General features: G+C 60.6%; 28 protein-coding genes and 1 tRNA gene. 9 read left to right on the top strand and 20 right to left on the bottom strand.

The annotated features are described in order from the left end of the window. Positions 1–3 precede the first annotated feature (3 nt). Positions 4–660 carry an SMC-Scp complex subunit ScpB gene (gene scpB / locus HTT03_RS03790; RefSeq protein ID WP_174858533.1) on the top strand — a complete coding sequence of 219 codons (657 nt, stop codon included), beginning with the start codon at positions 4–6 and terminating at the stop codon, positions 658–660. 70 nt (positions 661–730) lie between these two features. Beyond that, complete coding sequence (locus HTT03_RS03785; protein ID WP_174858532.1) at positions 731–901, top strand: hypothetical protein; 171 nt, start codon at positions 731–733, stop codon at positions 899–901. An 18-nt stretch (positions 902–919) separates the two neighbouring features. On the opposite strand, the gene HTT03_RS03780 is transcribed toward HTT03_RS03785, so the two are convergent. The 8 genes from HTT03_RS03780 to HTT03_RS03745 all read right to left on the bottom strand — a co-directional run bounded on the left by HTT03_RS03780 (position 920) and on the right by HTT03_RS03745 (position 6,766). After that, on the bottom strand, positions 920–1,996 hold the full coding sequence (locus tag HTT03_RS03780) for a 2'-deoxycytidine 5'-triphosphate deaminase (protein WP_174858975.1): 1,077 nt from the start codon (positions 1,994–1,996) through the stop codon (positions 920–922). Between the two features lie 75 nt (positions 1,997–2,071). Then, positions 2,072–2,148, bottom strand: a tRNA-Pro gene (locus HTT03_RS03775). Positions 2,149–2,215: 67 nt separating this feature from the next. Then, positions 2,216–3,295, bottom strand: a complete 1,080-nt coding sequence (locus tag HTT03_RS18650; RefSeq protein WP_246253338.1) for a MerR family transcriptional regulator — start codon at positions 3,293–3,295, stop codon at positions 2,216–2,218. A gap of 3 nt (positions 3,296–3,298) precedes the next feature. Next, positions 3,299–3,601: an integration host factor subunit alpha gene (gene ihfA, locus HTT03_RS03765; RefSeq protein WP_093741382.1), complete on the bottom strand. Its 303-nt coding sequence runs from the start codon at positions 3,599–3,601 to the stop codon at positions 3,299–3,301. Between the two features lie 109 nt (positions 3,602–3,710). Then, positions 3,711–4,682 (bottom strand): beta-ketoacyl-ACP synthase III, encoded by a 972-nt coding sequence (locus HTT03_RS03760; RefSeq protein ID WP_174858531.1) that lies wholly within the window; start codon positions 4,680–4,682, stop codon positions 3,711–3,713. Next, positions 4,679–5,755, bottom strand: coding sequence for a phosphate acyltransferase PlsX (gene plsX, locus HTT03_RS03755; protein ID WP_174858530.1), 1,077 nt, complete (start codon positions 5,753–5,755; stop codon positions 4,679–4,681). The genes HTT03_RS03760 and plsX overlap by 4 nt, the downstream gene beginning before the upstream one ends. Before the next feature lie 51 nt (positions 5,756–5,806). Then, the gene (gene rpmF, locus HTT03_RS03750) at positions 5,807–6,013 is read right to left on the bottom strand and encodes a 50S ribosomal protein L32 (protein WP_174858529.1); all 207 of its coding nucleotides are present in this window, start codon (positions 6,011–6,013) and stop codon (positions 5,807–5,809) included. A gap of 201 nt (positions 6,014–6,214) precedes the next feature. Continuing rightward, positions 6,215–6,766 carry a YceD family protein gene (locus HTT03_RS03745; RefSeq protein WP_174858974.1) on the bottom strand — a complete coding sequence of 184 codons (552 nt, stop codon included), beginning with the start codon at positions 6,764–6,766 and terminating at the stop codon, positions 6,215–6,217. 90 nt (positions 6,767–6,856) lie between these two features. Here HTT03_RS03745 and HTT03_RS03740 point away from each other — a divergent pair, with 90 nt between their 5' ends. From HTT03_RS03740 to HTT03_RS03730, 3 genes are read left to right on the top strand one after another with little or no spacing between them, the layout of a single operon-like run. Then, on the top strand, positions 6,857–7,321 hold the full coding sequence (locus HTT03_RS03740; protein ID WP_174858528.1) for an outer membrane protein assembly factor BamE: 465 nt from the start codon (positions 6,857–6,859) through the stop codon (positions 7,319–7,321). Between the two features lie 41 nt (positions 7,322–7,362). Next, positions 7,363–8,106: a GNAT family N-acetyltransferase gene (locus tag HTT03_RS03735; protein ID WP_174858527.1), complete on the top strand. Its 744-nt coding sequence runs from the start codon at positions 7,363–7,365 to the stop codon at positions 8,104–8,106. A 31-nt stretch (positions 8,107–8,137) separates the two neighbouring features. Further along, complete coding sequence (locus HTT03_RS03730; protein WP_174858526.1) at positions 8,138–9,949, top strand: ABC-F family ATP-binding cassette domain-containing protein; 1,812 nt, start codon at positions 8,138–8,140, stop codon at positions 9,947–9,949. Here HTT03_RS03730 and HTT03_RS03725 read toward each other — a convergent pair. The 4 genes from HTT03_RS03725 to tyrS form a co-directional block, all read right to left on the bottom strand. Beyond that, a complete protein-coding gene (locus tag HTT03_RS03725) occupies positions 9,946–10,557 on the bottom strand; it encodes a hypothetical protein (protein ID WP_174858525.1) in 612 nt (203 codons plus the stop codon). The genes HTT03_RS03730 and HTT03_RS03725 overlap by 4 nt on opposite strands. Beyond that, positions 10,557–11,312, bottom strand: a complete 756-nt coding sequence (locus HTT03_RS03720) for an SDR family NAD(P)-dependent oxidoreductase (RefSeq protein WP_174858524.1) — start codon at positions 11,310–11,312, stop codon at positions 10,557–10,559. Before HTT03_RS03720 ends, HTT03_RS03725 begins: the two co-directional genes overlap by 1 nt. A 67-nt stretch (positions 11,313–11,379) precedes the next feature. Then, positions 11,380–12,162 (bottom strand): GNAT family N-acetyltransferase, encoded by a 783-nt coding sequence (locus HTT03_RS03715; protein ID WP_174858523.1) that lies wholly within the window; start codon positions 12,160–12,162, stop codon positions 11,380–11,382. Positions 12,163–12,269: 107 nt separating this feature from the next. Beyond that, positions 12,270–13,520: a tyrosine--tRNA ligase gene (gene tyrS, locus HTT03_RS03710; protein WP_174858522.1), complete on the bottom strand. Its 1,251-nt coding sequence runs from the start codon at positions 13,518–13,520 to the stop codon at positions 12,270–12,272. A 66-nt stretch (positions 13,521–13,586) separates the two neighbouring features. Here tyrS and HTT03_RS03705 point away from each other — a divergent pair, with 66 nt between their 5' ends. Beyond that, positions 13,587–14,714 carry an anhydro-N-acetylmuramic acid kinase gene (locus HTT03_RS03705; RefSeq protein ID WP_174858521.1) on the top strand — a complete coding sequence of 376 codons (1,128 nt, stop codon included), beginning with the start codon at positions 13,587–13,589 and terminating at the stop codon, positions 14,712–14,714. On the opposite strand, the gene HTT03_RS03700 is transcribed toward HTT03_RS03705, so the two are convergent. From HTT03_RS03700 to HTT03_RS03690, 3 genes are read right to left on the bottom strand one after another with little or no spacing between them, the layout of a single operon-like run. After that, complete coding sequence (locus tag HTT03_RS03700) at positions 14,711–15,256, bottom strand: GNAT family N-acetyltransferase (protein WP_174858520.1); 546 nt, start codon at positions 15,254–15,256, stop codon at positions 14,711–14,713. The genes HTT03_RS03705 and HTT03_RS03700 overlap by 4 nt on opposite strands. After that, the gene (eno, locus tag HTT03_RS03695) at positions 15,256–16,533 is read right to left on the bottom strand and encodes a phosphopyruvate hydratase (protein ID WP_174858519.1); all 1,278 of its coding nucleotides are present in this window, start codon (positions 16,531–16,533) and stop codon (positions 15,256–15,258) included. Before eno ends, HTT03_RS03700 begins: the two co-directional genes overlap by 1 nt. A gap of 32 nt (positions 16,534–16,565) precedes the next feature. Next, positions 16,566–17,468: a DMT family transporter gene (locus tag HTT03_RS03690; RefSeq protein ID WP_174858518.1), complete on the bottom strand. Its 903-nt coding sequence runs from the start codon at positions 17,466–17,468 to the stop codon at positions 16,566–16,568. 129 nt (positions 17,469–17,597) lie between these two features. On the opposite strand from HTT03_RS03690, the gene HTT03_RS03685 reads away from it, so the two are divergent. After that, positions 17,598–18,659, top strand: coding sequence for an AbrB family transcriptional regulator (locus HTT03_RS03685; RefSeq protein ID WP_174858517.1), 1,062 nt, complete (start codon positions 17,598–17,600; stop codon positions 18,657–18,659). Positions 18,660–18,669: 10 nt separating this feature from the next. Here the strand turns inward: HTT03_RS03685 and HTT03_RS03680 are convergent, their stop codons facing one another. Both HTT03_RS03680 and HTT03_RS03675 read right to left on the bottom strand, forming a co-directional pair. Next, the gene (locus tag HTT03_RS03680; RefSeq protein WP_174858516.1) at positions 18,670–19,368 is read right to left on the bottom strand and encodes an NYN domain-containing protein; all 699 of its coding nucleotides are present in this window, start codon (positions 19,366–19,368) and stop codon (positions 18,670–18,672) included. Then, on the bottom strand, positions 19,365–19,784 hold the full coding sequence (locus HTT03_RS03675; protein WP_174858973.1) for a Fur family transcriptional regulator: 420 nt from the start codon (positions 19,782–19,784) through the stop codon (positions 19,365–19,367). The genes HTT03_RS03680 and HTT03_RS03675 overlap by 4 nt, the downstream gene beginning before the upstream one ends. A gap of 345 nt (positions 19,785–20,129) precedes the next feature. Between HTT03_RS03675 and HTT03_RS03670 the strand changes: the two genes are divergently transcribed. Further along, positions 20,130–21,434 (top strand): DEAD/DEAH box helicase, encoded by a 1,305-nt coding sequence (locus HTT03_RS03670; RefSeq protein WP_174858515.1) that lies wholly within the window; start codon positions 20,130–20,132, stop codon positions 21,432–21,434. Between the two features lie 94 nt (positions 21,435–21,528). Further along, positions 21,529–22,419 carry a DMT family transporter gene (locus tag HTT03_RS03665; protein WP_174858514.1) on the top strand — a complete coding sequence of 297 codons (891 nt, stop codon included), beginning with the start codon at positions 21,529–21,531 and terminating at the stop codon, positions 22,417–22,419. Here HTT03_RS03665 and HTT03_RS03660 read toward each other — a convergent pair whose 3' ends face one another. Genes HTT03_RS03660 through HTT03_RS03650 form a run of 3 tightly spaced genes read right to left on the bottom strand, consistent with a single transcriptional unit; the run spans position 22,420 to position 25,216 of the window. After that, a complete protein-coding gene (locus tag HTT03_RS03660; RefSeq protein ID WP_174858513.1) occupies positions 22,420–23,829 on the bottom strand; it encodes a protein adenylyltransferase SelO in 1,410 nt (469 codons plus the stop codon). Next, the gene (locus HTT03_RS03655; RefSeq protein ID WP_174858512.1) at positions 23,829–24,278 is read right to left on the bottom strand and encodes a GNAT family N-acetyltransferase; all 450 of its coding nucleotides are present in this window, start codon (positions 24,276–24,278) and stop codon (positions 23,829–23,831) included. The genes HTT03_RS03660 and HTT03_RS03655 overlap by 1 nt, the downstream gene beginning before the upstream one ends. Then, complete coding sequence (locus HTT03_RS03650; RefSeq protein WP_174858511.1) at positions 24,275–25,216, bottom strand: nucleoside hydrolase; 942 nt, start codon at positions 25,214–25,216, stop codon at positions 24,275–24,277. The genes HTT03_RS03655 and HTT03_RS03650 overlap by 4 nt, the downstream gene beginning before the upstream one ends. Positions 25,217–25,241 lie beyond the last annotated feature (25 nt).

Below are 25,241 nucleotides of genomic sequence, written 5' to 3'. Positions count from 1 at the left end.
TGCGTGTCGGAAGATACCAAACCAAAAGAGAAAAAGCTGTTTGATGCGCCATCCTTGGCCGAACAGGAACGTATGATCGAAGCTGTGCTTTTCGCCAGTTCCGAGCCAATCACGCTGCGCGAGCTAGAGGACCGTCTGCCGCGCGGCTCGGACGTGGGCGAGGCGATGGCATTCCTGCGGCACCGCTATCAGGGGCGTGGCGTGCAGGTGATGAAAGTGGGCGATGCCTACGCCTTTCGCACCGCGCCCGACCTTGGCTTTTTGATGCATAAGGAAACAGTCGAGACCCGCAAGCTCAGCCGTGCCGCGATTGAAACCTTGGCGATCATTGCCTACCACCAGCCTGTCACCCGCGCCGAGATTGAGGAAATCAGGGGCGTGTCGGTTTCGCGCGGGACAGTGGATCAACTGCTCGAGATGGAGTGGGTCCGCTTTGGCCGCCGCAAGATGACACCGGGTCGCCCTGTCACTTTCGTGGTCACGCAAGAGTTTCTCGATCACTTCGGACTGGAAAGCGCCCGCGATTTGCCGGGCTTGAAGGAATTGCGCTCTGCCGGGCTGCTGGAAAACCGGCCCTTGCCCGCGCTTGCTCCAACCGTTGGCGACGGAGAGGACGAGCCAGAGGCCACCGAAGGCCAAAGCGAGTTGTTCGAAGATTGACGGGGCCGAGGCTGTAATCCGCCCTCAGCGGTCCTATATCTGGCCCAAAGCAACCGGGAAGGACCAACCGATGAACAAGATCGCCTCCATGATCCTACGGACAGTGATCCGTCAACTCGCCTCACGCGGGCTGCGCGCGGGTATGCGACGTGGCGGGCAGGGCGCGCGGAAAGGGGCCGGGTTGAACAGCAGCCGTATCCGCCAAGGCATCCGTATGCTGCGCCGTTTCAAGCGGTTTTGAAGGCCGGGACAGGCGGGTTCAAGCAGGCTTGAAATGTTTCGAGAGTTTCAGACCTTGGCCTTGGTAATTAGAGGCAATATCCGCGCCATATAGCTGGTTCGGGACCTGCGCCATATGTTCATAGACCAAACGGCCCACGACCTGACCATGCTCAAGAACAAAGGGCGCTTCGTGGCACCGCACCTCAAGCACCCCGCGTGACCCTGCGCCACCGGCTTCCGCATGGCCAAAGCCGGGATCGAAAAAACCCGCATAATGCACGCGGAATTCACCAACCATCGCCAGATAGGGCGCCATTTCAGCGGCATAGGCGGGGGGGATCGTCACTGCTTCGCGGCTGACCAGAATGTAGAACGCGCCGGGATCAAGAATGATCTGACCATTCGTGCTGTGCACTTCTTCCCAATAGGCCGCCGGGTCGTAGTGACCGATTTTATCAAGATCAATCACGCCGGTATGCGGCTTGGCACGGTAGCCTACGAGGCTGGTGCCGGGGAGTTTGAGATCGACTGAAAAACCCAAGCCCTCGTCGATCACCGCCGTGCCATCCACGAGCGGGGTCTCAGCATGGAGCGCCCGCAGGGCGTCGTCATTTAGCGTTGCATCCCCATTACCAAACCGGATCTGGTTGAGCCGCATCCCCGGACGCACGAGCACGGAAAAGGAGCGGGGGCAGATTTCAGCATAAAGCGGCCCATGGTAGCCCGGTGCGATGCGGTCAAACTCCGTGCCACCATCGGTGATGGTCCGGGTCAAAAGATCAAGCCGCCCGGTGGAGCTTTTGGCGTTGGCGACAGCAGAAACCCCTTCTGACAGCGCCAATTCCTCCATCAAGGGAACGACATAGACGCAGCCTTTCTCCAACACTGCGCCATCGCTCAAATCAACGCGGTGCATCTCGAACTCGGCAAGCCTGTCCGCGACCTTGGCCCCTTGTCCCGCAAGGAAAGACGCCCGCACGCGGTAGGCCACTGTACCCAGACGCAAATCCAGGCTCGCAGGTTGAATCTGAGCTTCGGTCACAGGCGGTTCGGCGCGGATCGCGCCGCTTTCGACCATGGCTGAAATTTGCTGGTTGGGAAGCACGCCGTTCATCGCATGGGGCATTGGGGGCCTTTCAAATGACAAACGCCCGCGCCTGACAGGCACGGGCGGTTTGATGTAGTCGGTTGGTCGGGCTAGCAGGACTCGAACCTGCGACCTTCCGTCCCCCAGACGGACGCGCTACCAGGCTGCGCCATAGCCCGACTACGTGGGCTTCATACCCGATCTCGCAGGCGGTGCAAGAGGGAATTGCCGGGTTTTTCATTGAGATCAGAAATTACTGGTCGTGTCGTTGTTTGCATCCATCTGACCGCGCATGTCGGCAAGATGCAGCAGCAGGGTTGCCACATCCGGCTGCACTTCGCGCGGCAAACGGCGCACGCGGCCAATGCGGGTCAGCAGGCCGGGGGAGGCTGGAAAGTCTGCTTCGGCCGTAAAGGCAGGCAGATCGATCACAGCAGGCTTTAAGGTGTCATCTTGCACGGCAAGATCCTCAGAATCATCAATGTTTTCGACGCCCTCAGCGCTTTGTTCAGATGCGCTGTCGTCTGTGTCAGACGGGGCCGCAGCCTTGCTCATGGGGCGCTGGATAAAGTCGGGTAGGGTCGCGGTCTCTGTATCCTCAGACGCTTCGTCAGACGCAGGTTCAGGCTGTGATTGCGCAGTCTCGCGCTCGGCCACATGGGGCGGCGGATCGAGGTGCGGCGCGTCCTCAGTCTCGGATGTCGATGGTCCCAGCGGGTCCGGCGTGGCGCGTGGGTGATCGTCGGCCGGTGGCTCGGGGGAATAGCTCGGCGCCGCCTCGGCAGCAGGTTCGGAAACCCGCTCAGTCGTGGGGGTCGAGACTGTTTCTGTGGTGGGCATGGCAGGTTGCGCATCGTCCAAAGTGGAGGTGGACTCTTGGGCCGCCGCTGCGGGCGTTGCCGGCTCGAAATCTGGGGTGGCTGTGCGGGCGAGCGGCGCTGTCTGCTCGGAATCGCTGGTCGTTGCGCCGAATTTCAGCACTACACCACGCTCGCGTTCTACGGGGAGGGCGGTGATGTACTCTGCCTCACCCTCCGTGTCTGGCAATTCATCCAGCGGTGCAGACAGGCTTGAAACATGAGTCATGCCTTCTTCGCGCAGGATTTTTTGCACGCCTTTGATGGTCAGCCCATCGTCGTGCAGCAGTTTCTTGATCCCACCCAAAAGCAACATATCCGCAGGACGATAATAGCGCCGCCCTCCGGCGCGCTTGATCGGTTTTACTTGGGTGAATTTGCTTTCCCAGAACCGCAGGACATGAGCTTGAATCCCAAGCCAGTCAGCGACTTCAGAAATGGTGCGGAAAGCGTCCGGCGATTTGACCATGGATCAGGACTTGTTACCTTCGGCGACGCGGTCTTTCATCAGATGCGACGGGCGGAAAGTCAGCACACGGCGCGGGTTGATCGGGACCTCTTCGCCCGTCTTGGGATTGCGACCCACACGCGCGGTTTTGTCTCGCACCGAAAAGGTGCCAAAGGAAGAGATTTTCACCTGTTCCCCGCTCACCAGCGCATCAGACATATGCTCTAGCACGGCTTCGACAAGCTGGGCACTTTCGTTGCGCGAGAGACCGACTTCGCGGAAGACCGCTTCGCTTAAATCCATGCGCGTCAATGTCTTGTTCGGCATAATATCCCCCATGCTTTGGGTTAGAATATGCTGCTGCCATTTTTAGAGTCAACATCATTGGCCGGATTGTACCAATTTCGGCGGTAATTTTCCGCGTTGCGTCAGTCACTTACCAGCGCAGGACCACCGCACCCCATGCCAAACCGCCCCCGATGGCCTCGGTCACGATCAGGTCACCCGGTTTGATCTGCCCGCGCGTGCGCCCCACAGAAAGCGCCAGCGGGATCGATGCGGCAGAGGTGTTGCCGTGGTCTTGAACCGTCACTACCACCTGCTCCATCGGCAGGTTCAGCTTCTTGGCCGTGCCCTGAATAATGCGAATATTGGCCTGATGCGGCACGATCCAATCGACATCATTAGCTGTGACACCTGCGCGCTCCATCGCGGTATTGGCGGTGGCGGCGAGCTTTTCAACCGCGTGGCGGAACACCTGATTGCCCTGCATACGCAGATAGCCGGTGTTGCCGGTCGAGACGCCGCCATCAACATAAAGCAGATCGCGGAAGCGTCCGTCGGAATTGAGATCGGTGGCAAGGATGCCGCGATCCTGTGCGGTGCCTTCGCCGCCCTGCGCCTCCAGCAAAAGCGCACCGGCACCATCGCCGAAAAGCACGCAGGTAGAGCGATCCGTCCAGTCCATGATCCGACTAAAGGTCTCAGCCCCAATCACCAGCACGCGTTTGGCTTGGCCAGAAACAATCAACGCATTGGCATTGGCCAGCGCATAGACAAAGCCCGCGCAGACCGCTTGCACGTCAAAAGCAAACCCATTGGTCATGCCAAGCTCGGCCTGCACCATGGTGGCGGAAGATGGGAAGGTAAGGTCGGGCGTAGAGGTCGCGACGATGATGGCATCGACATCCGCAATCTCGCAGCCCGCGTCTTTCAATGCATCGCGCGCCGCCGCCGCGGCCATGGTCGAGGTGGTTTCCCCCTCGGCGGCGAAATGGCGGCGCTCAATGCCCGAGCGGGACCGAATCCATTCGTCATTGGTGTCGAGCGTGGCTTCGAACTCGGCATTCTCGACAACACGGGAGGGCAGGTAGTGGCCACAGCCAGTGACAACGGCGCGCAGGCTCATGTCGGGGACTCCTCGGCAGGCAGCGTCGCGGCGACGCGGGCGGCCAGCTTGTCATTGAATTTATTCTCGGACAACTGAGCCGCAAGTTTGATCGCAGCAGAGATGCCCGTCGCATCAGCCGAACCATGCGACTTAACCACCGTGCCATTCAAGCCCAAAAAGACGCCGCCATTCACGCGGCGCGGATCAATCTTTTTGCTCAGCCGCCGCAACGAAGTATAGGCGAGCAGCGAGGCCAAGCGGGACAGGGGCGAGTATTTGAACGCTTCGCGCAGGCGGTTACCGATCATGCTCGCCGTGCCCTCGCCGGTCTTGATCGCGACATTGCCGGTAAACCCATCGGTCACGATCACATCTGCGCGATTGCCCGAAATGTCGCCGCCTTCGACGAAACCCACGAATTCAAACCCAGCCGCGTCACCTTGTGCGCGAATCAGATCATAGGCTTCTTTGAGTTCCGTGCGGCCCTTATGCTCTTCGGTGCCGACATTCAGCAGGCCAACGCGCGGGCGCTGTAAGTCCATCCCATTACGGGCATAGGACGTCCCCATCAGCGCATAGCGCAACAGATCTTCGGCATCGGCGCGGATGTCTGCGCCGACGTCTAGCATCACGTTAAACCCCTGCGGGTTGGAGGAGGGGTAGAGCACGGCAATCGCGGGGCGGTTGACGCCCGGCAGCTTGCGCAGCCGGATCGTCGACATCGCCATAAGCGCGCCGGTATTGCCACAGGAAACTGCCACAGCGGCAGCGCCACTGCGGACAGATTCGATGGCAGACCACATCGAAGTGTTCTTGCCCGTGCGCACGACCTGACTGGGCTTGTCCTCCATCGTGACCACGTCTGTGGTGTGATGGATCTCACAACGTCCCGACAGCGCGCTATGTTTGGCGATCAGCGGGGTTAGTTGCTCTTGGGGGCCATGCAGAATGAACCCAATGTCTGGGTTCGCCTGCGCAGAAAGCGCACACCCGGCAACAACTGCTGCCGGGCCTTCGTCACCGCCCATCGCATCAACCGATATCAGGGTGTGACCGGCTTTCGCGTCGGGGTGATCGGGCTGGGCCGTCATCGGTGCGAATGCCTCACTTGCCTTAGAAAAAACTTGGGAAATGACGACAGCTTAAGCTGCGTCGTCTTCCAGGTCTACTTCTTCGGTCAGGGCAACGATTTCGGCGTCGTCATAGTGACCGCAAGCAGCGCAGATGTGGTGGGGGCGCTTCAGCTCACCACAGTTCGAACATTCGTTCGGGTTCGCCGCTGTGAGCGAATCGTGCGCGCGGCGGTTGTTGCGGCGCGATTTGGATACTTTATTCTGTTGGACAGCCATGTCTGGTGCCTTTGCCTTCGGGGTTGCTGACCTGCACAGGACATGCCGCAACCGTGTTTCAATTCGGACCCCGTTTCGGGCGTGACGGTGCTTTAGGGCCGCAGCCGCACAATGTCCAACCTTAATTCGGGTAAGGGCGGCAAAATAACGCGAATACCCCCCGATGCAACCCGGAATATCTGCGGTTTTCCGCGCGTGGGCTTAGCTTTCGCCCTTCCTTAGCGCATCCCGCAACGCGCCCAGCCCCGCAAAAGGCCGTGCGTCTTCGTCGGTCATCGGTTTTTGGCCAGGTTCAGTTAGAACAACCGAGCCGAGTTCGGCATCACCTTTGCGCGGATACTCCGGCACTTCCAGCGCCAGCGCCTCGATCATCACCTGGGCGGGGTCGATCCACTGGCCCAAAGGCTCACTGCTGTCGTCTTCGGGCATTTCGATCTCTTCTTCGTCCGGCACTTCGAAATCGCGGACAAAGTGGCGCGTGACCGGCACGTCAATCCGTGTGGTGACCGGTTCAAGCGTGACAACACAGGGCTGAACCACTGTGGCGCCCAATTTGCCGTTAAGTTGCCAATCCTGCTTGCCAAGCGGTGTGATCTCTCCCGCAAAGCTGAGCTTGCGCAGGGCCGAGATATCCAGTTCCTCCGCAATACGGGCGAGAACATCCGCCTCGGGGCGCAAAGCGAAACTATTGGCCTCCGTCTGAGACAGGTCAGAGACCCGCAGGGCGGTGGCAGAAGGGGGCGTGCGCGACATGAGAACCGACTTTCGTTTCTTGAACACTGAGGGTGCCTTGGTGTATGCGAGATAAAAGCCATAATCCGTCAGGGCAAGAGGGCAGACCAAATGCGCATCACGAAACAGACCGGCACCCCTATTTTTCGGGCCGGATGTCTGAGCCTTCTGCTCGTGCTGGGCGCCTGTGCGCCGCAGTATGAAAACCACGGCTATGTGCCGCCAGCCGATCAGTTGGAGCAAGTGGTGGTTGGCAGCGATACCAAGGAAAGCGTGACCGCGAAAATCGGCAATCCCACAGCGGGCGGCGTGCTGAATGATGACAGTTTTTACTATGTAAAGATGCGCAAACGGGCGCTCGGCTTCCTCGCGCCTGAAGAGATTGAGCGTGAAGTCGTGGCGATCAGCTTTAGCGATGCGGGTGTCGTTCAGAATGTCGAACGCTTTGGGCTTGAGGATGGGCGCGTTGTGCCACTGTCGCGGCGGGTGACGTCCTCTCCGGTGCAGGACAATTCCTTCCTACGTCAGCTTTTGGGCAATTTGGGTCGCTTCAGCCCGGCTGCATTTGGCAGTTAAGACGTGACCGCTTGGACGGGGCAGAGGGGGCGATCTGAGCGATGACCCATGCCCCCCCGGGCCGCTTTCACATTACTGAGGCGCGCTCGGCCGATGATCTTGCACAGGCCCGCACGCTGCGGGCGCTTTGCTTTCGCAATCTGGCCTTGCAAGAGGCCGACGATTTCGATCAGGCCGCGCGTCATATCGTCGTGAAAGACCGCGACAGCGAAGAGGCCATTTGCTGCTTTCGCGTGACCACTTTCAGCGCGGCGACCTTGCACCGAAGCTATTCCGCACAGGTTTATGACCTTTCTGCCCTTCGCCACTTTGACGGTCCGATGCTAGAGCTTGGGCGATTTTGCATCCACCCGGATTGGCATGATCCTGACATTCTGCGACTGGCTTGGGGCTGGCTGGCGGGGCAGGTTGATGCCCAAGGGGCGGAACTGCTCTTTGGGTGTTCCTCCTTTGCGGGGGTTGATGCTGCGCGCTACCGCGATGCCTTTGCGCTCCTCAACAGCCGACATCTCGCCCCCCCCAAATGGCAGCCCGGCGTCAAAGCGTCTGAGGTGATCCGCTTTGCATCGCAAGACGCGACCGACATGCGGGCAGGGCTGCGCCTTCTCCCCCCCTTGTTGCGCAGCTATCTGACGATGGGGGGCTGGGTGAGCGATCACGCGGTAGTCGACCGGGCGATGAACACGATCCATGTCTTTACCGGGCTAGAGATCGCGGCCATCCCGCCGGGCCGCAAACGTCTGCTGCGCGCATTGGCAATGTCGAAAGAGAGCGCGGGACATTGACCTTATCCCCGCCGGGGGATAGCTGGCAGCTATGGCACGCGCACCCCTTTTACAACTCACCGACATTTCGCTGACCTTTGGCGGCGATCCTGTTTTTGAAGACCTTTCGCTGGTGGTTCAGACCGGCGACCGGCTGGCTTTGGTCGGGCGAAACGGCTCTGGCAAATCCACGTTGATGAAGGTCATGGCCGGGCTGGTCGAGGCCGACAGCGGCGCTGTCGTCACCGGGCCGGGTGTCTCGGTCGGCTATATGGAACAGGAACCCGATCTGTCAGGGTTTGAGACCTTGGGCGATTTCGCCGCGCATGGGCTGGACCCCGGCGAGATGTATAAGGTCGAACGCGCGGGCGAGGGGCTCAAATTCGACCCCGCACGCCCTGTCGCGACCGCCTCTGGCGGGGAACGCCGCCGCGCCGCACTGGCGCGTCTGATGGCCGAAGAGCCTGAACTGATGCTGCTGGACGAGCCGACCAACCACCTCGACATCGAGGCCATTGCGTGGCTCGAAGCCGAGCTAAAGGCCACCCGCACTGCCTTTGTCATCATCAGCCACGACCGCGCTTTTCTGTGCAACCTGACTCGCGCAACCCTCTGGATCGACCGCGGCGCGGTACGTCGCCAAGAGATCGGGTTTGAGGGTTTTGAAGCATGGCGCGATCAGGTATGGGAAGAAGAGGACATGCAGCGCCACAAGCTCAACCGCAAGATCAAGGCGGAAGCACGTTGGGCGGTTGAGGGGATCTCGGCCCGGCGCAAGCGCAACCAAGGCCGTGTGCGCGCGCTGCAGGAATTGCGCGCCGAACGCTCGGCCCAGATCAAACGCCAAGGCACCGCCGCTATGGCGCTGGAAGCCGGACCGAAATCCGGCCGCAAAGTGATCGAAGCAACCGGCGTGGCCAAGAAATTCGGCGACAAACAGATCCTCCGCGATTTTTCGATCACCGTGCAACGCGGCGACCGTATCGCGTTAGTGGGGCCGAACGGCGTGGGCAAGACAACACTGCTTAACATGCTGATCGGTAAGGAAGAACCGGATCAGGGCGAGATCAAGCTCGGCACCAATTTGGAACTGGCGCTGTTTGATCAGGCGCGGGCGCAGTTGGATGGCGATATGACGCTTTGGGACAGCCTGACCGGCGATCCGGAAATGCGCGTATCCGGCAAGGCGGATCAGGTGCTGGTGCGGGGCCAGCCAAAACATGTGGTCGGCTATCTGAAAGAATTCCTCTTCGACGAGGCACAGGCCCGCGCCCCGGTGCGCTCGCTTTCAGGCGGGGAAAAGGCGCGGCTGCTGCTGGCCAAGATCATGGCGCGGTCCTCGAACCTTCTGGTGCTTGACGAGCCGACCAACGATCTGGACGTCGAAACGCTCGACCTGATGCAAGAACTGCTGGGCAATTACGACGGCACGGTGCTGCTGGTCAGCCACGACCGCGACTTTCTCGACCGGGTCGCTGCCACCACCATCGCGATGGAAGGCGATGGCCGTGCCACGGTCTATGCGGGCGGCTGGAGCGACTATATCGCGCAGCGCGGGCAGGATGATTTCTCGGACAGCGTGGTCAAGGCCAAACCGTCGAAAGCCGACGCAAAACCGGAAAAGAAGCAAAGTTCCAGTGGCTTGAGCTTTACCGAAAAACACCGGCTAGAAGCACTCCCCGCTGAGATTGCGCGATTGGAGGCCGAGATTGCCAAGCTCGAAGAATTGCTCAGCGATGCCGAGTTGTTCACCCGTGAGCCGGTGAAATTCCAAAAAGCGACTGATGCCTTGGTACAGCGGCATGAAAAACTGTCGGACGCCGAAGAAGAATGGATGACGCTGGAAGAGAAGGCGGGGGGCTAACCGTCTGCTCGCGTAAGGGCAATCTGTGGCCGGTAGCCCGCCCGGAACGCCGCAAGGATGCTGGGCGGGGTGAGCAGGGTCACCGGGCCTTCAGGCGCGCTCTGCGCGGCACCGTAGCCTTCGGGCGCATAGGGGTGAAATTTCCCGACCGCGATGACACCCGCTGCGCCGCCTTTATCTAAAACAAAGCTGCCGTCCGGCAGGCTGCGTGCGCCCACTGTTGTATGCCGTCTTTGTCGAAAGACCCGAGGTTCCGCACGCTCTGCATGCAACTGGCGATCCAGTGCTGCGGCGGGGCCGGGGATCGGGCAGCAGGTGCGAAACTGCTGGTACGATGCGCGGCGACATTCTGCACAGGGCCGATGCCCGGCAGCAAAAGCCACGGCTTCATCCAGAAAGAACAGTTCGGTGTAGCGTCGCGGGGCCATAAGCTGCCGCCGCCTACCTTTGAAACTCAGCTGACAGCAGACCCAGTTTTGATGCGCCCAACGGCGCTTGGGGAGCAGACCGTTCGCGTCATGCAAAATGCCGCGATTGCCCATAAAGCCACCCCGCGCAGAATGCGCGAGGATCTCTCCGGTAGGCTGAACACGGTTTTGCAGGGGCATCAGCGCATGCGCAACGCGCCATCCAGCCGGATCACTTCGCCGTTAAGATAGCCCATCTCAACAATGAACGCGGCCAGCCGACCATATTCAGACGGATCACCCAAACGAGCGGGGTTTGGCACATCTCTGGCAAGTTCGGCCTGCACCTCTTCAGGCAGCCCGGCGAGCATGGGCGTTTTAAAGATACCCGGCGCGATGGTCATAACGCGAATGCCATCCTTGGCCAAATCCCGGGCCATGGGCAGGGTCATGCCGACGATCCCCCCTTTGGACGCCGCATAGGCCGCTTGACCTTTTTGCCCATCGAAGGCGGCGATAGAGGCCGTGTTGATGATCACCCCCCGCGCCCCATCCGGTTCTGGCTCATTACGGGCCATTGCCATCGCGGCCAGACGCGCCACGTTAAAGCTGCCAACAAGGTTGATGTCGACCGTGCGTTGGAACGCGTCAAGCGGGTGCGCGCCATCGCGACCGATCGTTTTGATGCCAAGCGCAATGCCCGCGCAGTTCACAGCCGCTGTGATGCGCCCCATTTTTTCGGCGGCAAAATCAACCGCCGCCTGAACCGAAGTCTCATCCGTCACATCGGTCTCAATAAAATAGCCGCCGATTTCCTCGGCCACGGCCGCGCCGCGCTCGGCGTCGCGGTCAAGCAGGGTCACTTGCGCGCCCTGTTCTGCGAAATGACGCGCTGTGGCCTCTCCAAGCCCCGAAGCGCCTCCGGTGACAATGGCGGCGGTGGTGTCTAGTTTCATATGCTGCTTCCCCCGAATATGAACGCTTGTTCAGTTCATCACGAAGCGCTGCGCGGTGCAAGCGGGGCTAACCAAAGGGCCGCCAGTAGAGCCAACTGCCGCCCGTCGGCTGGACCTGTGCGCCGCTGCGCAGTTTGAACCGTGTCAGCCCCTGCGTGCGCGGGTGCAGCGGGCCCAGATCAAGATGGCTATGGCCAACCTCGGCCAACCAGTTCCCAGCCTGCCATAACAAGAGGTTATGCGCATGAAGCGCTCTCCCCTCGCGGCAGCTGTGGCCGATGTGATAGGTGGCACCCCGGCCATGGCGGAGAAAGAGCATATGCGCGATGGGTCGACGCCCCAGCCGCGCGGTAAACAGCCGGGTCTGCGTCGGGGCCACACGCGCGAAGGCGGCTGTGAGATTCGGTGGCCAAGCCGCATAGCGGCGGGTCCGGGCCTGCGCGGCTTCGGCCATAAGCAGGGGATGATTCGGGTCTGGTGGAAAGCTGGCGTGATGAACGCGCAGTCCAGCACCCTCCGCGCGGCGCAGTTGGTTGCGCCATTTGCCGTTCAGGGCCGCGCGGCGGGCGTCTTGCGGTGGTGTAAGGTCCAGCACCGCGCAGCTTTGAGGCCGACGCAGGCGCATGGCGTGTGGCATCGCGCAAGGCGTAGGCGGCGAGAGAATAAGCGGCACAGTATGCAGCCCCGCCGCCCGCAATTGCTCTGCCAGATCAGGGGGCGGACGGGCGCGTGGCAACATCGCCACCCGTAGTCCGCAAAAGCGCCGTTGCAAGACAGTAAGACCACCCGGAAGCCGCAGTGGCTGTTGTCCGCAGGATCGAAGGGCCGCAGCGAAAGCAGCGTCCTGCATCAAGCTTTCTGGCGCAGAGGTGGCAACATCCAACATCCGGCTATTGAGCCCGATGTTGGTTAATCCACCGTTAAAGCGTGCAAATGCGCGCAGATTAACCCTGCCGCTTAGCCAACCTGCACCAGAGTGTGACGTTTCTTACCGGCGCTCAGTTTGATCGGTGAGGCCAATGCCGTCGCGTCAAGCATCATCCCGGCGTCCGTCAGCGGTTGATCGTCGATACGCGCGCCATTTTCGGCGATCAGACGTTTCGCTTCCTTACCCGACCCGGCAAGGCCGGACTTTACGATAAGCTGCACAATCGAAATACCATCGCCCACATCCGCCGCCGAAAGGGTCAGCGTTGGCAGATCATCCCCGACGCCGCCTTTTTCAAAGACTTCGCGGGCCGTGGCCTCGGCTGTCCGCGCCGCTTCTGCGCCGTGCAGAAGGCTGGTCACCTCATTGGCCAAACGCACTTTGGCCTCGTTAATCTCGGACCCGGCCAGCGCACCCAGACGGTCGCATTCTTCGACCGACAGCTCTGTATAGAGCTTCAGGAAACGGCCCACGTCAGCATCGGTGCAGTTGCGCCAGAACTGCCAGAACTCGTAAGGGCTCAGCATATCGCCATTCAGCCATACCGCGCCGCCTGCCGATTTGCCCATCTTCTTGCCGTCGCTGGTGGTCAAAAGCGGTGAAGTCAGCCCGTAGACCTCGCCATCAATCACACGGCGCGTTAGGTCGATCCCGTTGACGATATTGCCCCATTGATCCGAGCCGCCCATCTGCAACAGGCAGCCATAGCGCCGGTGCAGCTCCATGAAGTCATAGGCCTGAAGAATCATGTAGTTGAACTCAAGGAACGACAGCGACTGTTCACGGTCGAGCCGCGATTTTACGCTTTCAAAGCTCAGCATCCGGTTAATGGAGAAATGCCGGCCAATATCGCGCAGGAATTCGAGGTAGTTCAGCCCGTCCAACCATTCGGCATTGTTGAGCATGAGCGCATCGCTCGGTCCGTCGCCGTAATCAAGGTAGCGCGCAAAAACCTGACGGATGCCTTCGATGTTTTCGTTAATCGCCTCGGGCGTCAGCAGGGGGCGCTCATCCGAACGGAACGACGGATCGCCCACCTTGGTCGTGCCGCCGCCCATCAGCGTGATCGGCTTGCCACCGCATTTTTGCAGCCAGCGCAGCATCATAATGTTCACCAGATGGCCAACATGCAGCGATTTGGCGGTTGCGTCATAGCCGACATAGGCAGGCACCGCGCCCTTCAGCAGGGCTTCGTCCAACCCCTGATAATCGGTGCAATCGGCCAGAAAGCCGCGCTGCATCATCGTGTGGATGAACTCCGATTTGGGATGGTATGTCATGGTGACTTGCCTCAAAACTGTGTTGCGGGGCAATCTATATGCGCACAAGCGACAAAGGAAAAGGCCATGAATAAGGCCATGCACAGGCAACGTAGTGGAACCGGGGTGGTGACGGCTCTGGGAATGATGTCGGGGACCTCGTTGGATGGGGTCGATGCCGCCGTTTTGCGCACCGATGGGCATGATATTACCAGCTTTGGCAAAAGCGCATACCGAAGCTACACAAACCAAGAGCGCGAGGTGATCACCGCGGGCTTTGGCCATTGGCATGGGCCTGAGGTTGAGGCCGCGCGTGCGGCTGTCGAAGCCGCGCATCTCGAGCTGTTGCGGGAGATTCTGGAAGAAGACACCGCTGTGGAACTGGTCGGTTTTCACGGCCAGACTCTGGCCCATGCGCCACGGATGCAGGGGACGCTACAGGTGGGCGACGGTGCGCAATTGGCGCGTGACATTGGCTTGCCCGTGGTCTGGGATTTTCGCAGCGCAGACGTTGAACTGGGCGGAGAGGGCGCGCCTTTGGCCCCCTTCTTTCACCATGCCTGTGCGCGCTATGCGGGGCGCACCGGGCCGGTAGCTTTTCTCAATCTCGGCGGTGTGGGCAACCTCACTTGGGTCGATCCGCGCATCTCTCGGCCCGAAGAAGAAGGCGCGCTGCTGGCTTTCGACACCGGCCCGGCCAACGCGCCGATCAACGATCTGATGCAGGCCCGACTTGGCCAAGCCTATGACGAAGGCGGCAAACTGGCGGCGCGGGGGCGGGTAGAGCAGGGCGCGTTGGAACTGTTCCTCGCCGAACCTTATTTCGTACGGATGCCGCCCAAATCCCTTGATCGGAACGACTTTGCCGACATGATCGCATTGGTTGGCGAATTGTCGGACGCCGACGCCTGCGCCACGCTGACTGCCATGTGCGCCGCCGGGGTGGCCGAGGGGATGCAGCACTGCCCAGCCCCGCCTGAGCGCGTCTATGTGACCGGGGGCGGACGCCATAACCCTGTATTGATGCGTATGCTGGACGTCAGTCTTGACTGCCCCGTCGCACAGGTGGAGGAGATCGGGCTGGATGGTGATATGTTAGAAGCTCAGGCTTTTGCCTATCTTGCCGTGCGAGTTGCGCGCGGCTTGCCAACCTCCTGTCCCGGCACCACTGGCGTAAGGGCCGCCGTGGGCGGCGGCACTGTTAGCCGGGTTTAAGGCGCTGGTTCCCTTTTCGGTGGCTCCGGGGCGAGGGGTAACTCGTAAAAGCAGATCGCTTCACGCGCGAAAGCGGGCGTGGGCTGATAGGGGCCGCGCTCGATAAAGCCGAGCGATTGATAGAGCGCGCGGGCAGGGGCAAAGGCGATGGACGTGTCGAGATAGACCTTTTCAAACCCATCCTCGCGCGCCTGATCGATCAGCCTTTGGCAAATCGCACGGCCCGCACCGCTGCCACGGGCCGCGTCGGTGACAAAGACACGCTTGATCTCACTCTCTCGATCGCTCAGCGCGTGAGACATCCCGCATCCCAAGGCTTCGCCATCCCGTTCGGCCAGCAGGATAATCCCACGCGGACGGGCGTGTTCCTCGGCCAAACGGTCCATCAGGGCGCTGTATTTATCTTGAGGATAGAAAATCTCAACAATCCGCCGCTCGGCCGGGGCGAAAGTGTAGAGAAAATCGCGGTAGGCCCAGCAAAGATCCACCACCGCCGCGAGGTCCGCAGCGGTGGTGGCGGCTTTGACCGTGACCCGCGACATCAGCCGCGCAGGATCGAGCGGCCAGCGTATTGTGCGGTCTCGCCCAGCATTTCTTCGATACGGATCAACTGGTTGTACTTCGCCAGCCGGTCAGAACGCGCCAGCGAGCCGGTCTTGATCTGGCCGCAATTGGTCGCCACGGCGAGGTCGGCAATCGTGGCATCCTCAGTCTCGCCCGAGCGGTGCGACATCACGTTTGTGTAGCCTGCGCGATGCGCGACATCGACCGCCTTAAGAGTTTCGGTCAGGGTGCCGATCTGGTTCACTTTGACCAGCATGGAGTTCGCACAGCCGCGTTTGATACCGTCGGCCAGCCGCGCAGGGTTGGTCACGAAAAGATCGTCACCCACCAGTTGCACCTTGTTGCCGAGCAGGTCGGTCAGGGCCTTCCAGCCGTCCCAATCGTCCTCGGCCATACCGTCTTCGATTGAGATGATGGGATAATCCTTCACGAGGGCCGCCAGATAGTCAGCGTTCTCTTCGCTCGACAGGGTTTTACCCTCGCCGGAGAGGACATATTTGCCGTCTTTATAGTATTCCGTCGCCGCGCAATCGAGGGCGAGATACAGGTCTTCGCCCGGCTTGTAGCCAGCTTTTTCGATCGACTTCAGAATGAAATCAAGCGCGTCGCGGGAAGAGCTGATGTTAGGTGCAAAGCCGCCTTCGTCGCCGATACCCGTCGACAGGCCAGCGGCGGAGAGTTCTTTCTTCAGCGTGTGAAACACCTCGGCGCCCATGCGCACCGCCTCGCGGATGTTGTCCGCGGCGACCGGCATGATCATGAATTCCTGGATGTCGATCGGGTTATCCGCATGTTCCCCGCCGTTGATAATGTTCATCATCGGCACGGGCAGAACACGAGCGGTGGTGCCGCCGATGTAGCGATAGAGCGGCTGTGTGCAATAGTCCGCAGCGGCCTTAGCCGCGGCCATCGATACGCCCAAAATTGCATTCGCGCCCAAGCGGGATTTGTTTTCGGTCCCGTCCAGTTCGATCATCATCTCATCGATCTCGACCTGCTCGGTCGCGTCGATGCCCACCAGCGCCTCGGCGATTTCGCCATTCACGGCCGCGCAGGCTTCCAGAACACCCTTGCCCATGTAACGCGATTTGTCGCCATCGCGACGCTCGTTGGCCTCATAGGCACCGGTCGACGCGCCCGATGGCACGGCCGCACGGCCCATGGTGCCGTCTTCGAGGATAACGTCGACTTCGACCGTCGGGTTGCCCCGGCTGTCGAGAATTTCGCGGGCGTGGATGTCGATGATCGTGCTCATGGAAATGTCCTCATGTTCGGATTTGAGGCGGTTTACCCCGGCAGGCCCGGCTTGGAAAGGCCGCGCCGGGGCCGGGGGCGAATTTTGCGTTCGCGCCAGAGGGTATAGACGCCTGATGCGATGATGATCGCGGCGCCGACCAGCGTCAGCGTGTCGGGGGATTCGTCAAAGACCATGATACCCACGACCAGCGCGAACAGCATCCGCATGTAGCGAAAGGGGGTGACAAAGCTCACCTCACCAACCCGCATCGCCGCGACGATGGCGTAATAGGCCAAGACGCCAATCACCACCGCGCCGCCGAGATAGAGCATCTCTGCCTTGCCGGGTGTTGCCACCGGCGAGCGCGTGGCGAGCATCAGAATCAGACCCGCCGGGACCAAGACGATGAAGGCCAGAAAACTGAGCTGCATTGAACTGATGCTCGGCGGCACTTTGCGGGTCGCCAGATCGCGCAGCGCGAGGCCAATCACCCCGGCTACGGCAAAAAGTGACAGCGCGTTGAAGCCTTCGAGACCGGGGCGGATGATGAGCAAAACGCCAAGGAAGCCTACGATGATTGCGCTCCAACGCCGCCAACCGACGGGCTCTGCTAAAAACAGCGCGGCGCCAAGGGTAACCGCCAGTGGCGTCGCCTGAAGGATCGCAGAAGCCGAGGAAAGCGGGGTCAGGACAATGGCGGTTACAAAGCAAAGCGTGCCAAGAACTTCGCCCACCGCCCGCAACAGAATTGGCCCGGTCAACATATCCGCAGAGAACAACCGCCGCCCCTGAAGCAAAAGGATGATCGCAAAGACCGTGCCACCGCCCGCCCCAAGTGTCGCGATGATCTGGCCCACGGGGAGCGCATCGCTGGTGAGTTTGATGAACATATCCTCGATGGCAAAACCGGCCATGGCCAGCACCATCAGAATCGCGCCGCGTAGGTTGTCCATGGTTCAGTCCTTTCACCCTTGGTCTTGCCATTCGGCCATGAACCTTTTGTTGCGAAAGGGCAAGAGTGGGCAATGCGCGTCATGCGTGTATCTCTGGTGCGCGTCACAGCCAAGTGCTAGCCCTATGGCATGAGATGGCCCAACTTCGCCCTTAGCCCGCGTGATACCCCGCTGACCCTTGCCGTGGGCGCTGCGGGCGCGTTGCTGTTCTGGTGGCTGAACGCGCCGGTCTACATGTTGCTGGGGCCGGTGATTGCGGTCAGCGTTCTAAGCCTCGCCGGGGTGCGAACCGGGGTCGATGCGCGGCTGCGGGACGCTTGTTTCATCGTGCTGGGCCTCACGGTTGGGGCCGGGTTCAACCATGACGCGGTGAATGCGATGGTGCGGTGGCCATTGGCCTTTGTCTTTATGACTGGTGTGATCTGGGCGATCATGGCGATCTGCCGCTGGATGCTCGCGCGGTTCTTTGGTTTTGACAGGCGCTCAGCCTTGCTGGCCTCGGCGCCGGGACATCTGAGCTTTGTCATGGCGGTGGCCAGCTACAGTGGATCGGATGTGGCGCGGATCTCGATCACGCAATCGGTGCGGCTCTTGGCGCTCACGATTGTGGTGCCTTTTGTGGCCATGCTGATGGGGGTCGATATGACGGGTCAGATTACTCCGGTCGGGGCAGGGATCGGACCGTTTGCGATGCTCTTGCTGATGGCTCTGGCCGTGCTGGTCGGCTTGGCCTTTAAGCGTTTCTCGGTGCCTGCGCCGCTGCTGATGGGGGCGATGGTTGTCTCGGCCATGGCGCATCTGACGCAAATAGAGACCGGGGTGCTGCCACAGTGGCTGACCTTTACCGCCTATCTGGTGCTGGGCAGCCTGATTGGCAGCCGGTTTTCTGGCATGACACTCGCGCGTTTGCGCAGCGGGCTTGGGGCAGGGCTTGCGATCACCGGGGTGGCCGTGGGACTGGCAGGTTTGGGCGCGGTCCCGGTGGCTTGGGCGCTCGGGATGCCGCTTGGGCATGTGCTGGTGGCCTTCGCGCCCGGCGGGCTGGAAACGATGATCGCCCTCGGTGCCGTGCTGGCGGTTGTGCCGGGGTTTGTTGCCGCCTGCCATATTATGCGGCTGGTGGTGTTGAGCGTACTGCTGCCCGCGATGCTGGCAAGGGTTGCCCGGCGGGAAGAGCGGCCCGCCGAATGAGCGCGATTTCTTAGGACTTGAGCCGCACCATCAAACGGTTGCCCTCTTTACGCGTCTCCAGCGCTTTGAGGTCCGCCGCCAGCGCACTTAGCTTGCCATGGCCATAGGTTCGGCTGTCAAAATCCGGATGCGCCGCCTGAATGGTCTGGCCGATCTGCCCAAGGTTGTACCACTCATCTTCGGTGTCGATCTTATTCATCGCCGATTTGAACAGGGGCAGAGCGTCACCCACTTTGGCGCTGGCACGAGGCGGGGTGTCGGCTTCCGCGCCATCAAGGTTCTCGATCAGAATGAACCGGTTATAGACATTGCGCAAAGAATCATGGGTCTTATTCTCGCCAATGCCGATAACGGTTACCCCATCTTCGCGCAGGCGGTTGACCAAGGCGGTAAAGTCACTGTCGGAGGAGACGATCACGATGATGTCAAAGCGACGGCTGTGCAGAATGTCCATTGCCTGAATGACGAGGCCGATGTCGCTCGCGTTCTTGCCCTTGGTGTTGGCGGTCTCCTGATGGGCCACCAACCCCAACTCGCGGATCGGCGCTTTCCACCCTTTCAGATGCTCGTTTGACCAATCTCCGTAGACTCGGCGCAGAGCGGGCTCACCTATCGTGGTAACCTCGCGCATGATCGCCTCAGCATGTTTGGCTGGCACGTTGTCCGCATCGATAAGCACGGCCAGCAGCGGGCGATCTCGGTCATTCATGATTTGTCCTTCTTTAACGGTACGCCGTAGAGCTCCATCCGGTGCCCCCGCAGTTCATAACCCAGCTTGCGGGCGATCCGTTCCTGTAATTCCTCAATCTCGGCATCAACGAATTCAATGACCTCGCCGGAGTTCATGTCGATCAGATGGTCGTGGTGGGCGCGCTCGGCGTCCTCATAGCGCGCACGGCCATCGCCAAACTCCAACTTGTCGAGGATACCGGCTTCTTCAAAGAGCTTCACAGTGCGGTACACCGTGGCAATGGAGATGCCGTCATCAATCGCCGTGGCCCGCGCCAGCAGTTCTTCGGCATCGGGATGGTCGTCACTGTTTTGAATGACCTGAGCGATAATCCGGCGTTGGCCGGTCATGCGCAGCCCCATGGCTTCGCAGCGTTTGATGATCGGGTTGCGCATCGTCTTGCCCTTCGTCCGTCGGACCACGTTCCTAACATTCTAGCGCCACGATAGGCCACAGCAATTGAAGCGGACGGTTGACTTTCATCTCCAAAGCGCCCATTTGGACCTCAAGCGAAGCCTTCTGCCGCGTGAGCAGTATCAGCGCCAAGTCCCGAGGGGGCCACTGGATGCTGACGACAAGGCCCGCCGATGTTCCCAAAATCACGCGTGGGGCCAAGCGCAACAGACGGGTGTGAGGCATGTGGCCTGCGCCCGCGATCTGGCTTGCGCGACCCCGTGGCGTCCTTGACGGGCGCGGCGACTAAGGATGGCGCGCGTCTTCGTGTGCCGGAAAGTGAACGAATGAGCGATTTTGACATGATGGGCCTGCCAAAGAAACTGGTAGCCCGGTTGAATGAAATGGGTCTGAAGGACCCGACCCCGATCCAACGCCAAGCAATTCCCCAGGCGATGAATGGCCGTGACGTGATGGGCCTTGCCCAGACCGGTACTGGCAAAACGGCGGCTTTTGGTGTGCCGCTGCTGGCGCAGATGATGGAACTTGAAGGCCGCCCCGCGCCGCGGTCTGTGCGCGGGCTGGTACTGGCACCAACGCGCGAGTTGGCGCAGCAGATCGCTGTGAACCTGCGCGGCTATGCCGAAGGTACGCAGATCAAAGTGGCGATGGTTGTCGGTGGCCAGTCGATCAACACCCAGATCAAACGTCTGGAACGCGGCGTTGACCTGTTGATCGCCACCCCGGGCCGTCTGCTGGACCTGCTCGATCGCCGGGCGGTCAAGCTCGACACGACGACCTTCCTCGTGCTGGATGAGGCCGATCAGATGCTCGACATGGGTTTCATCCATGACCTGCGGAAAATCTCGAACCTGATCCCGAAAGAGCGTCAGACGATGCTGTTCTCGGCGACCATGCCCAAGCTGATGAATGAGATCGCCAACAGCTATCTCAAAAGCCCGATCCGCATCGAAGTCTCGCCTCCGGGCAAGGCTGCGGACAAGGTGACACAAGAGGTCCACTTCATCGCGAAGGCCGAGAAGACCGAGCTGCTGAAAGAGTTGCTCGCCAAGCACAAAGGCGAGCGGGCACTTGTCTTTGGCCGCACGAAACATGGCTCCGAAAAGCTGATGAAAACGCTGGTGAAGGCCGGATTTGACGCAGCATCGATCCACGGCAACAAAAGCCAAGGTCAGCGCGACCGGGCGATTGCTGGCTTCAAGAATGGTGACATCACCGTGCTGGTGGCGACCGATGTGGCCGCGCGAGGCTTGGACATTCCAGATGTGAAACACGTCTATAACTTCGACCTGCCAAATGTGCCCGACAACTATGTCCACCGCATCGGCCGGACCGCGCGGGCAGGCAAAGATGGCGCGGCCGTGGCCTTCTGCGCACCGGATGAGATGGGCGAGTTGAAGGCGATTCAAAAGACCATGGGCATTTCGATCCCCGTGGCCTCGGGTCGTCCGTGGGAAGTGATCGACGAGCCGTCCAAACCTAAGGGCCGTGGACGCGGTCGCGGACGTTCCGGTGGCAGTGGTCGCCCCGGTGGCGGTGGCGGCGGCGAAGGTGCTGCCAAGCCGAACGGTGGTCGCCGTCGGCGACGCGGTGGCGGTGGTGGCAAGCCGGGTGGCCAGCAAGCGGCCTAAGCTGCGACCAATCGACTGAACGATCAAAACGGCGCGCCGGGAAAAACCTCGGCGCGCCATTGACTTATCTGCGGCAGGCGGCGTTTCTAGCGCCATGGAACGCAAATCTCAGATTGATACATTCGGCGCGATTGCGCTGGTGCTTTTCGCGCTGAATCTTGGCTTTAACCAAGTTGTCATTAAAATCGGCACGGGAGGTTTTAATCCCGTCTTTCTAGCAGGTCTGCGTTCCGCCGGTGCCGTGTTGGTCGTGTTGCTTTGGATGCGGTTGCGGGGGATCAGCCTGTTGCTCCCACGCGAAGCGTTTTGGGGCGGTGTGGCGGCAGGCGTTTTCTTTACGCTGGAATTTATCTGCCTGTTTCTCGCGCTCGATCTAACCACGGTCAGCCGGGCGTCGGTGCTGCTCTATTCCATGCCGGTTTGGTTGGGCCTTGCGGCGCATCTATGGCTGCCGGGGGAAAGGCTCAGCGGGTTGCGACTGCTCGGGTTGGGCATGGCGATGAGTGGTGTCGCGCTTGCGCTGAGTGATTCCGGGGCAGAGGGGGCGAGCTGGACCGGTGATGTTTTGGCCTTGCTCGCGGCATTCTGTTGGGCCGGGATCGCCCTTTGTGTGCGGATCACGCCGCTGTCCAAAGTGCCACCCGCGCAGCAATTGATGATGCAACTCATCATCTCCGCGCCGATCCTGTTGTTGATCGCACCGCTGTTCGGTGATTTGTTCCGGGGGGTTGAGCCCCTACATTTGGCTGCGCTGGTCTATCAGATCATCGCGGTGGCAAGCTTTGGATTTCTCGCGTGGTTTTGGCTCTTGACCATCTACCCCGCGTCCTCTGTCGCGTCCTTCAGCTTCCTGTCGCCGATCTCATCCGTGCTGTTGGGATGGCTAATCTTGTCAGAGGATATCGCCGCGAATGTCTGGGCGGCGTTGGCTCTGGTGGCGGCGGGCATCTATTTGATTAACCGTAAGCCACGCGTGCCACTCTGATCAGGTGCCGCAGAATGTCGCCGGCACGATCTCGTCGGGGGTGGGCGGGCGCTGCAATTCCGGATCGGTTTCCTCGAATGGCGTAGCGAGCGCTTTCATCAACCGTTCGAACGGCGCCATATCGCCTTCGACGGCAGCTTCAATCATCTGTTCAATGCGATGGTTGCGCGGGATCACAGCGGGGTTTGCACTTTGCATCTTTGCGTATGGTTCTGGTTCCCGTTCAATCCGCGCGCGCCACGTGGCGGCCCAAGCGTCAAAAGCCTCGCGGTTTGTAAACTGATCGCGGGCGTTATCTTTGCAAAGCGCACGAAACGTGTTTGCAAAGTCGGCGCCATCCGTTTGCATCAGGCCCAAAAGCTCATTGATCAGCGCCACATCCTCTTCCGTGGTCTGTGTAATTCCAACTTTGGCCGCAAAGCGGCGGAGCCACGCGGCTTCAAGCAAATCAGGCATGGCGTGGACAATCTCGGTGGCTTCTTCGACAGCGGATTCCTTGTCGTCCATCTGCTGCAACAGCGAGGTCGCCAGTTGCGCCATGTTCCAGACCGCGATCTGCGGCTGGTTGCCATAGGCATAGCGACCCTGTCGGTCAATAGAGCTGAACACCCGGCCTTGGTGAAACGCATCCATGAAGGCGCAGGGGCCATAGTCGATCGTCTCGCCAGAAATCGTGCAATTGTCGGTGTTCATCACGCCGTGAATGAACCCAAAGGACATCCACTGTGCGACCAATTCCGCCTGCGCGGCGCAGACTTTGCGCAGAAGCCGCATCGGGCCCTCCGCATCCGGATAGTGCCGCGCGATGGCATAGTCGGTGAGGGTCTTGAGGTGGTCCGTCTCCCCGCGATGGGCGAACACCTGAAAGGTGCCGACGCGGAGATGGCTTTGTGCCACGCGGGTGACGATGGCGCCGGGCAGCGGGCCGGTCTCGCGCAGCACCGGCTCGCCTGTGCTCACAGCGGCAAGCGCGCGCGTGGTGGGAACGCCAAGCGCATGCATGGCTTCGCTGATAACGTATTCGCGCAGCACTGGCCCAAGCCATGCGCGGCCATCGCCCATGCGCGAATAGGGCGTGGGGCCAGAGCCTTTAAGCTGAATGTCGCGGCGGATACCGTCTTGGCCAATCACTTCGCCCAACAAGATCGCACGGCCATCGCCCAACTGCGGATTGTAGTTGCCGAACTGATGCCCGGCGTAAAGCTGCGCTAAGGGGGCGGCGCCTTCGGGCACAAGATTGCCTCCGAAAACCTGCGCCAAGACGTTTCGATCTTCCCCTTCGATCCCCAGCACCTTTGCCAGATCAGCGTTCCACGCCAAGAGCTTGGGGTCTTTCACCGGCGTCGGATTAAGCCGCGCGTAAAAGGCGTCAGGCAGTGTGGCATAGCTGTTGTCGAAGGGTATTTTCATCACAGTCTCCGCGACATGAGCATGTAATTCTCTCGGCTTTGAAAGCCCGCACGTTGATAGAGTTTGAGCGCGGCGGTGTTGTTACGGTCGACCTCAAGATGCACCGCTCGCAGCCCGCCTTGGGCCAAGGCGCGGGGCAGGGCGATCATGGCTTCACTCGCAATGCCGCGTTTGCGGACACCGGGGCGGACATAGATTTCGTCGATCATCGCGTCCAGCCCGCCGAATTCGACCGACCAGCCAAAGCAGATCACCACATAGCCAATCGGCGCACGGGGCGGGCCGATCAAATAGGCAGCCCCATGTGGGATGCCTTCGAGCAAGGGCGCAAGCCCCGTCCGGCGCTGCTCATCGGTCATCTCAATGCCCGCTTCGGCATGGAAGGCCGCAACCAACCCCACCAATTTATCAAGATGTTCGGGCGCGCCGAGGGTCAGATGTGCGCTCATAGACGGGCCAGCCTTTCGGTCAGCAAGGAGAAGAAACCGTCCGCGTCCAGATTCCCCACGAAGAGTGCATTTGGCGTGCGGTCAGTCACGCGCCACCAGTCCGCCACGGTCATGCCCATGGTAAGCTCAGACTGGGTTTCGATCTCGACGTTGATATGTCGGCCAGAGAAAAGGTCTGGATTAATCAGATAGGCGGTCACACAAGGATCATGCAACGGCGCGCCTTCGGAGCCGTATTTCTCCTTGTCGAAGCGCTCGAAAAAATCGGTCATCGCTGCAACGGCAACGCCAACGGGCGTGCCAAGGGCGCGGAAAGCGTCGTTGCGCGGCTTGGTCACCAGCGCCTTATGGGTCACGTCGAGCGGCATAACCACGATCGGGATACCGGATTTAAAAACGATATCAGCGGCTTCCGGGTCGACATAAATGTTGAACTCGGCAGTGGGGGTGATGTTGCCCCCTTCAAAGTAGCCGCCGCCCATCAGCACGATCTCTTGCACCTTTTCTGCGATGTCGGGCGCTTTTTGCAGCGCGGTGGCGATATTGGTCAGCGGCCCAAGCGGACAGAGCGTCACAGTGCCAGCCGGATGGGTGCGGAGTTGTTCGATAATGTAGTCGACCGCATGGCCTTCGGCCAACGGCATCGTCGGGTCGGGCAGGTTGGGACCATCCAGCCCGGTTTTGCCGTGCACATGTTCCGCCGTCACCAGATCACGCCCCAGCGGACGGTCGCAGCCCGCATAGACGCTCATATCGCTCCGCCCGGCCAATTCGCAGACGATCCGGGCGTTCTTGGAGGTCAGGTCAAGCGGCACGTTGCCCGCAACGCAGGTGATCCCCAGCACGTCGATCTCCTCCGGGCTGGCGAGGGCCAGCAGGATCGCAACGGCATCGTCTTGGCCGGGGTCTGTGTCGATAATGATCTTACGTGCGGTCATGGGGTGTTCTTTCGTGAATTTCCTT

The sequence above is a fragment of the Sulfitobacter maritimus genome, assembly GCF_013346665.1.
GTDB lineage: Bacteria > Pseudomonadota > Alphaproteobacteria > Rhodobacterales > Rhodobacteraceae > Sulfitobacter > Sulfitobacter maritimus.
The sequence above is the reverse complement of the archived record's forward strand: the minus strand, read 5'-3'. Positions and strand labels throughout refer to the sequence as shown.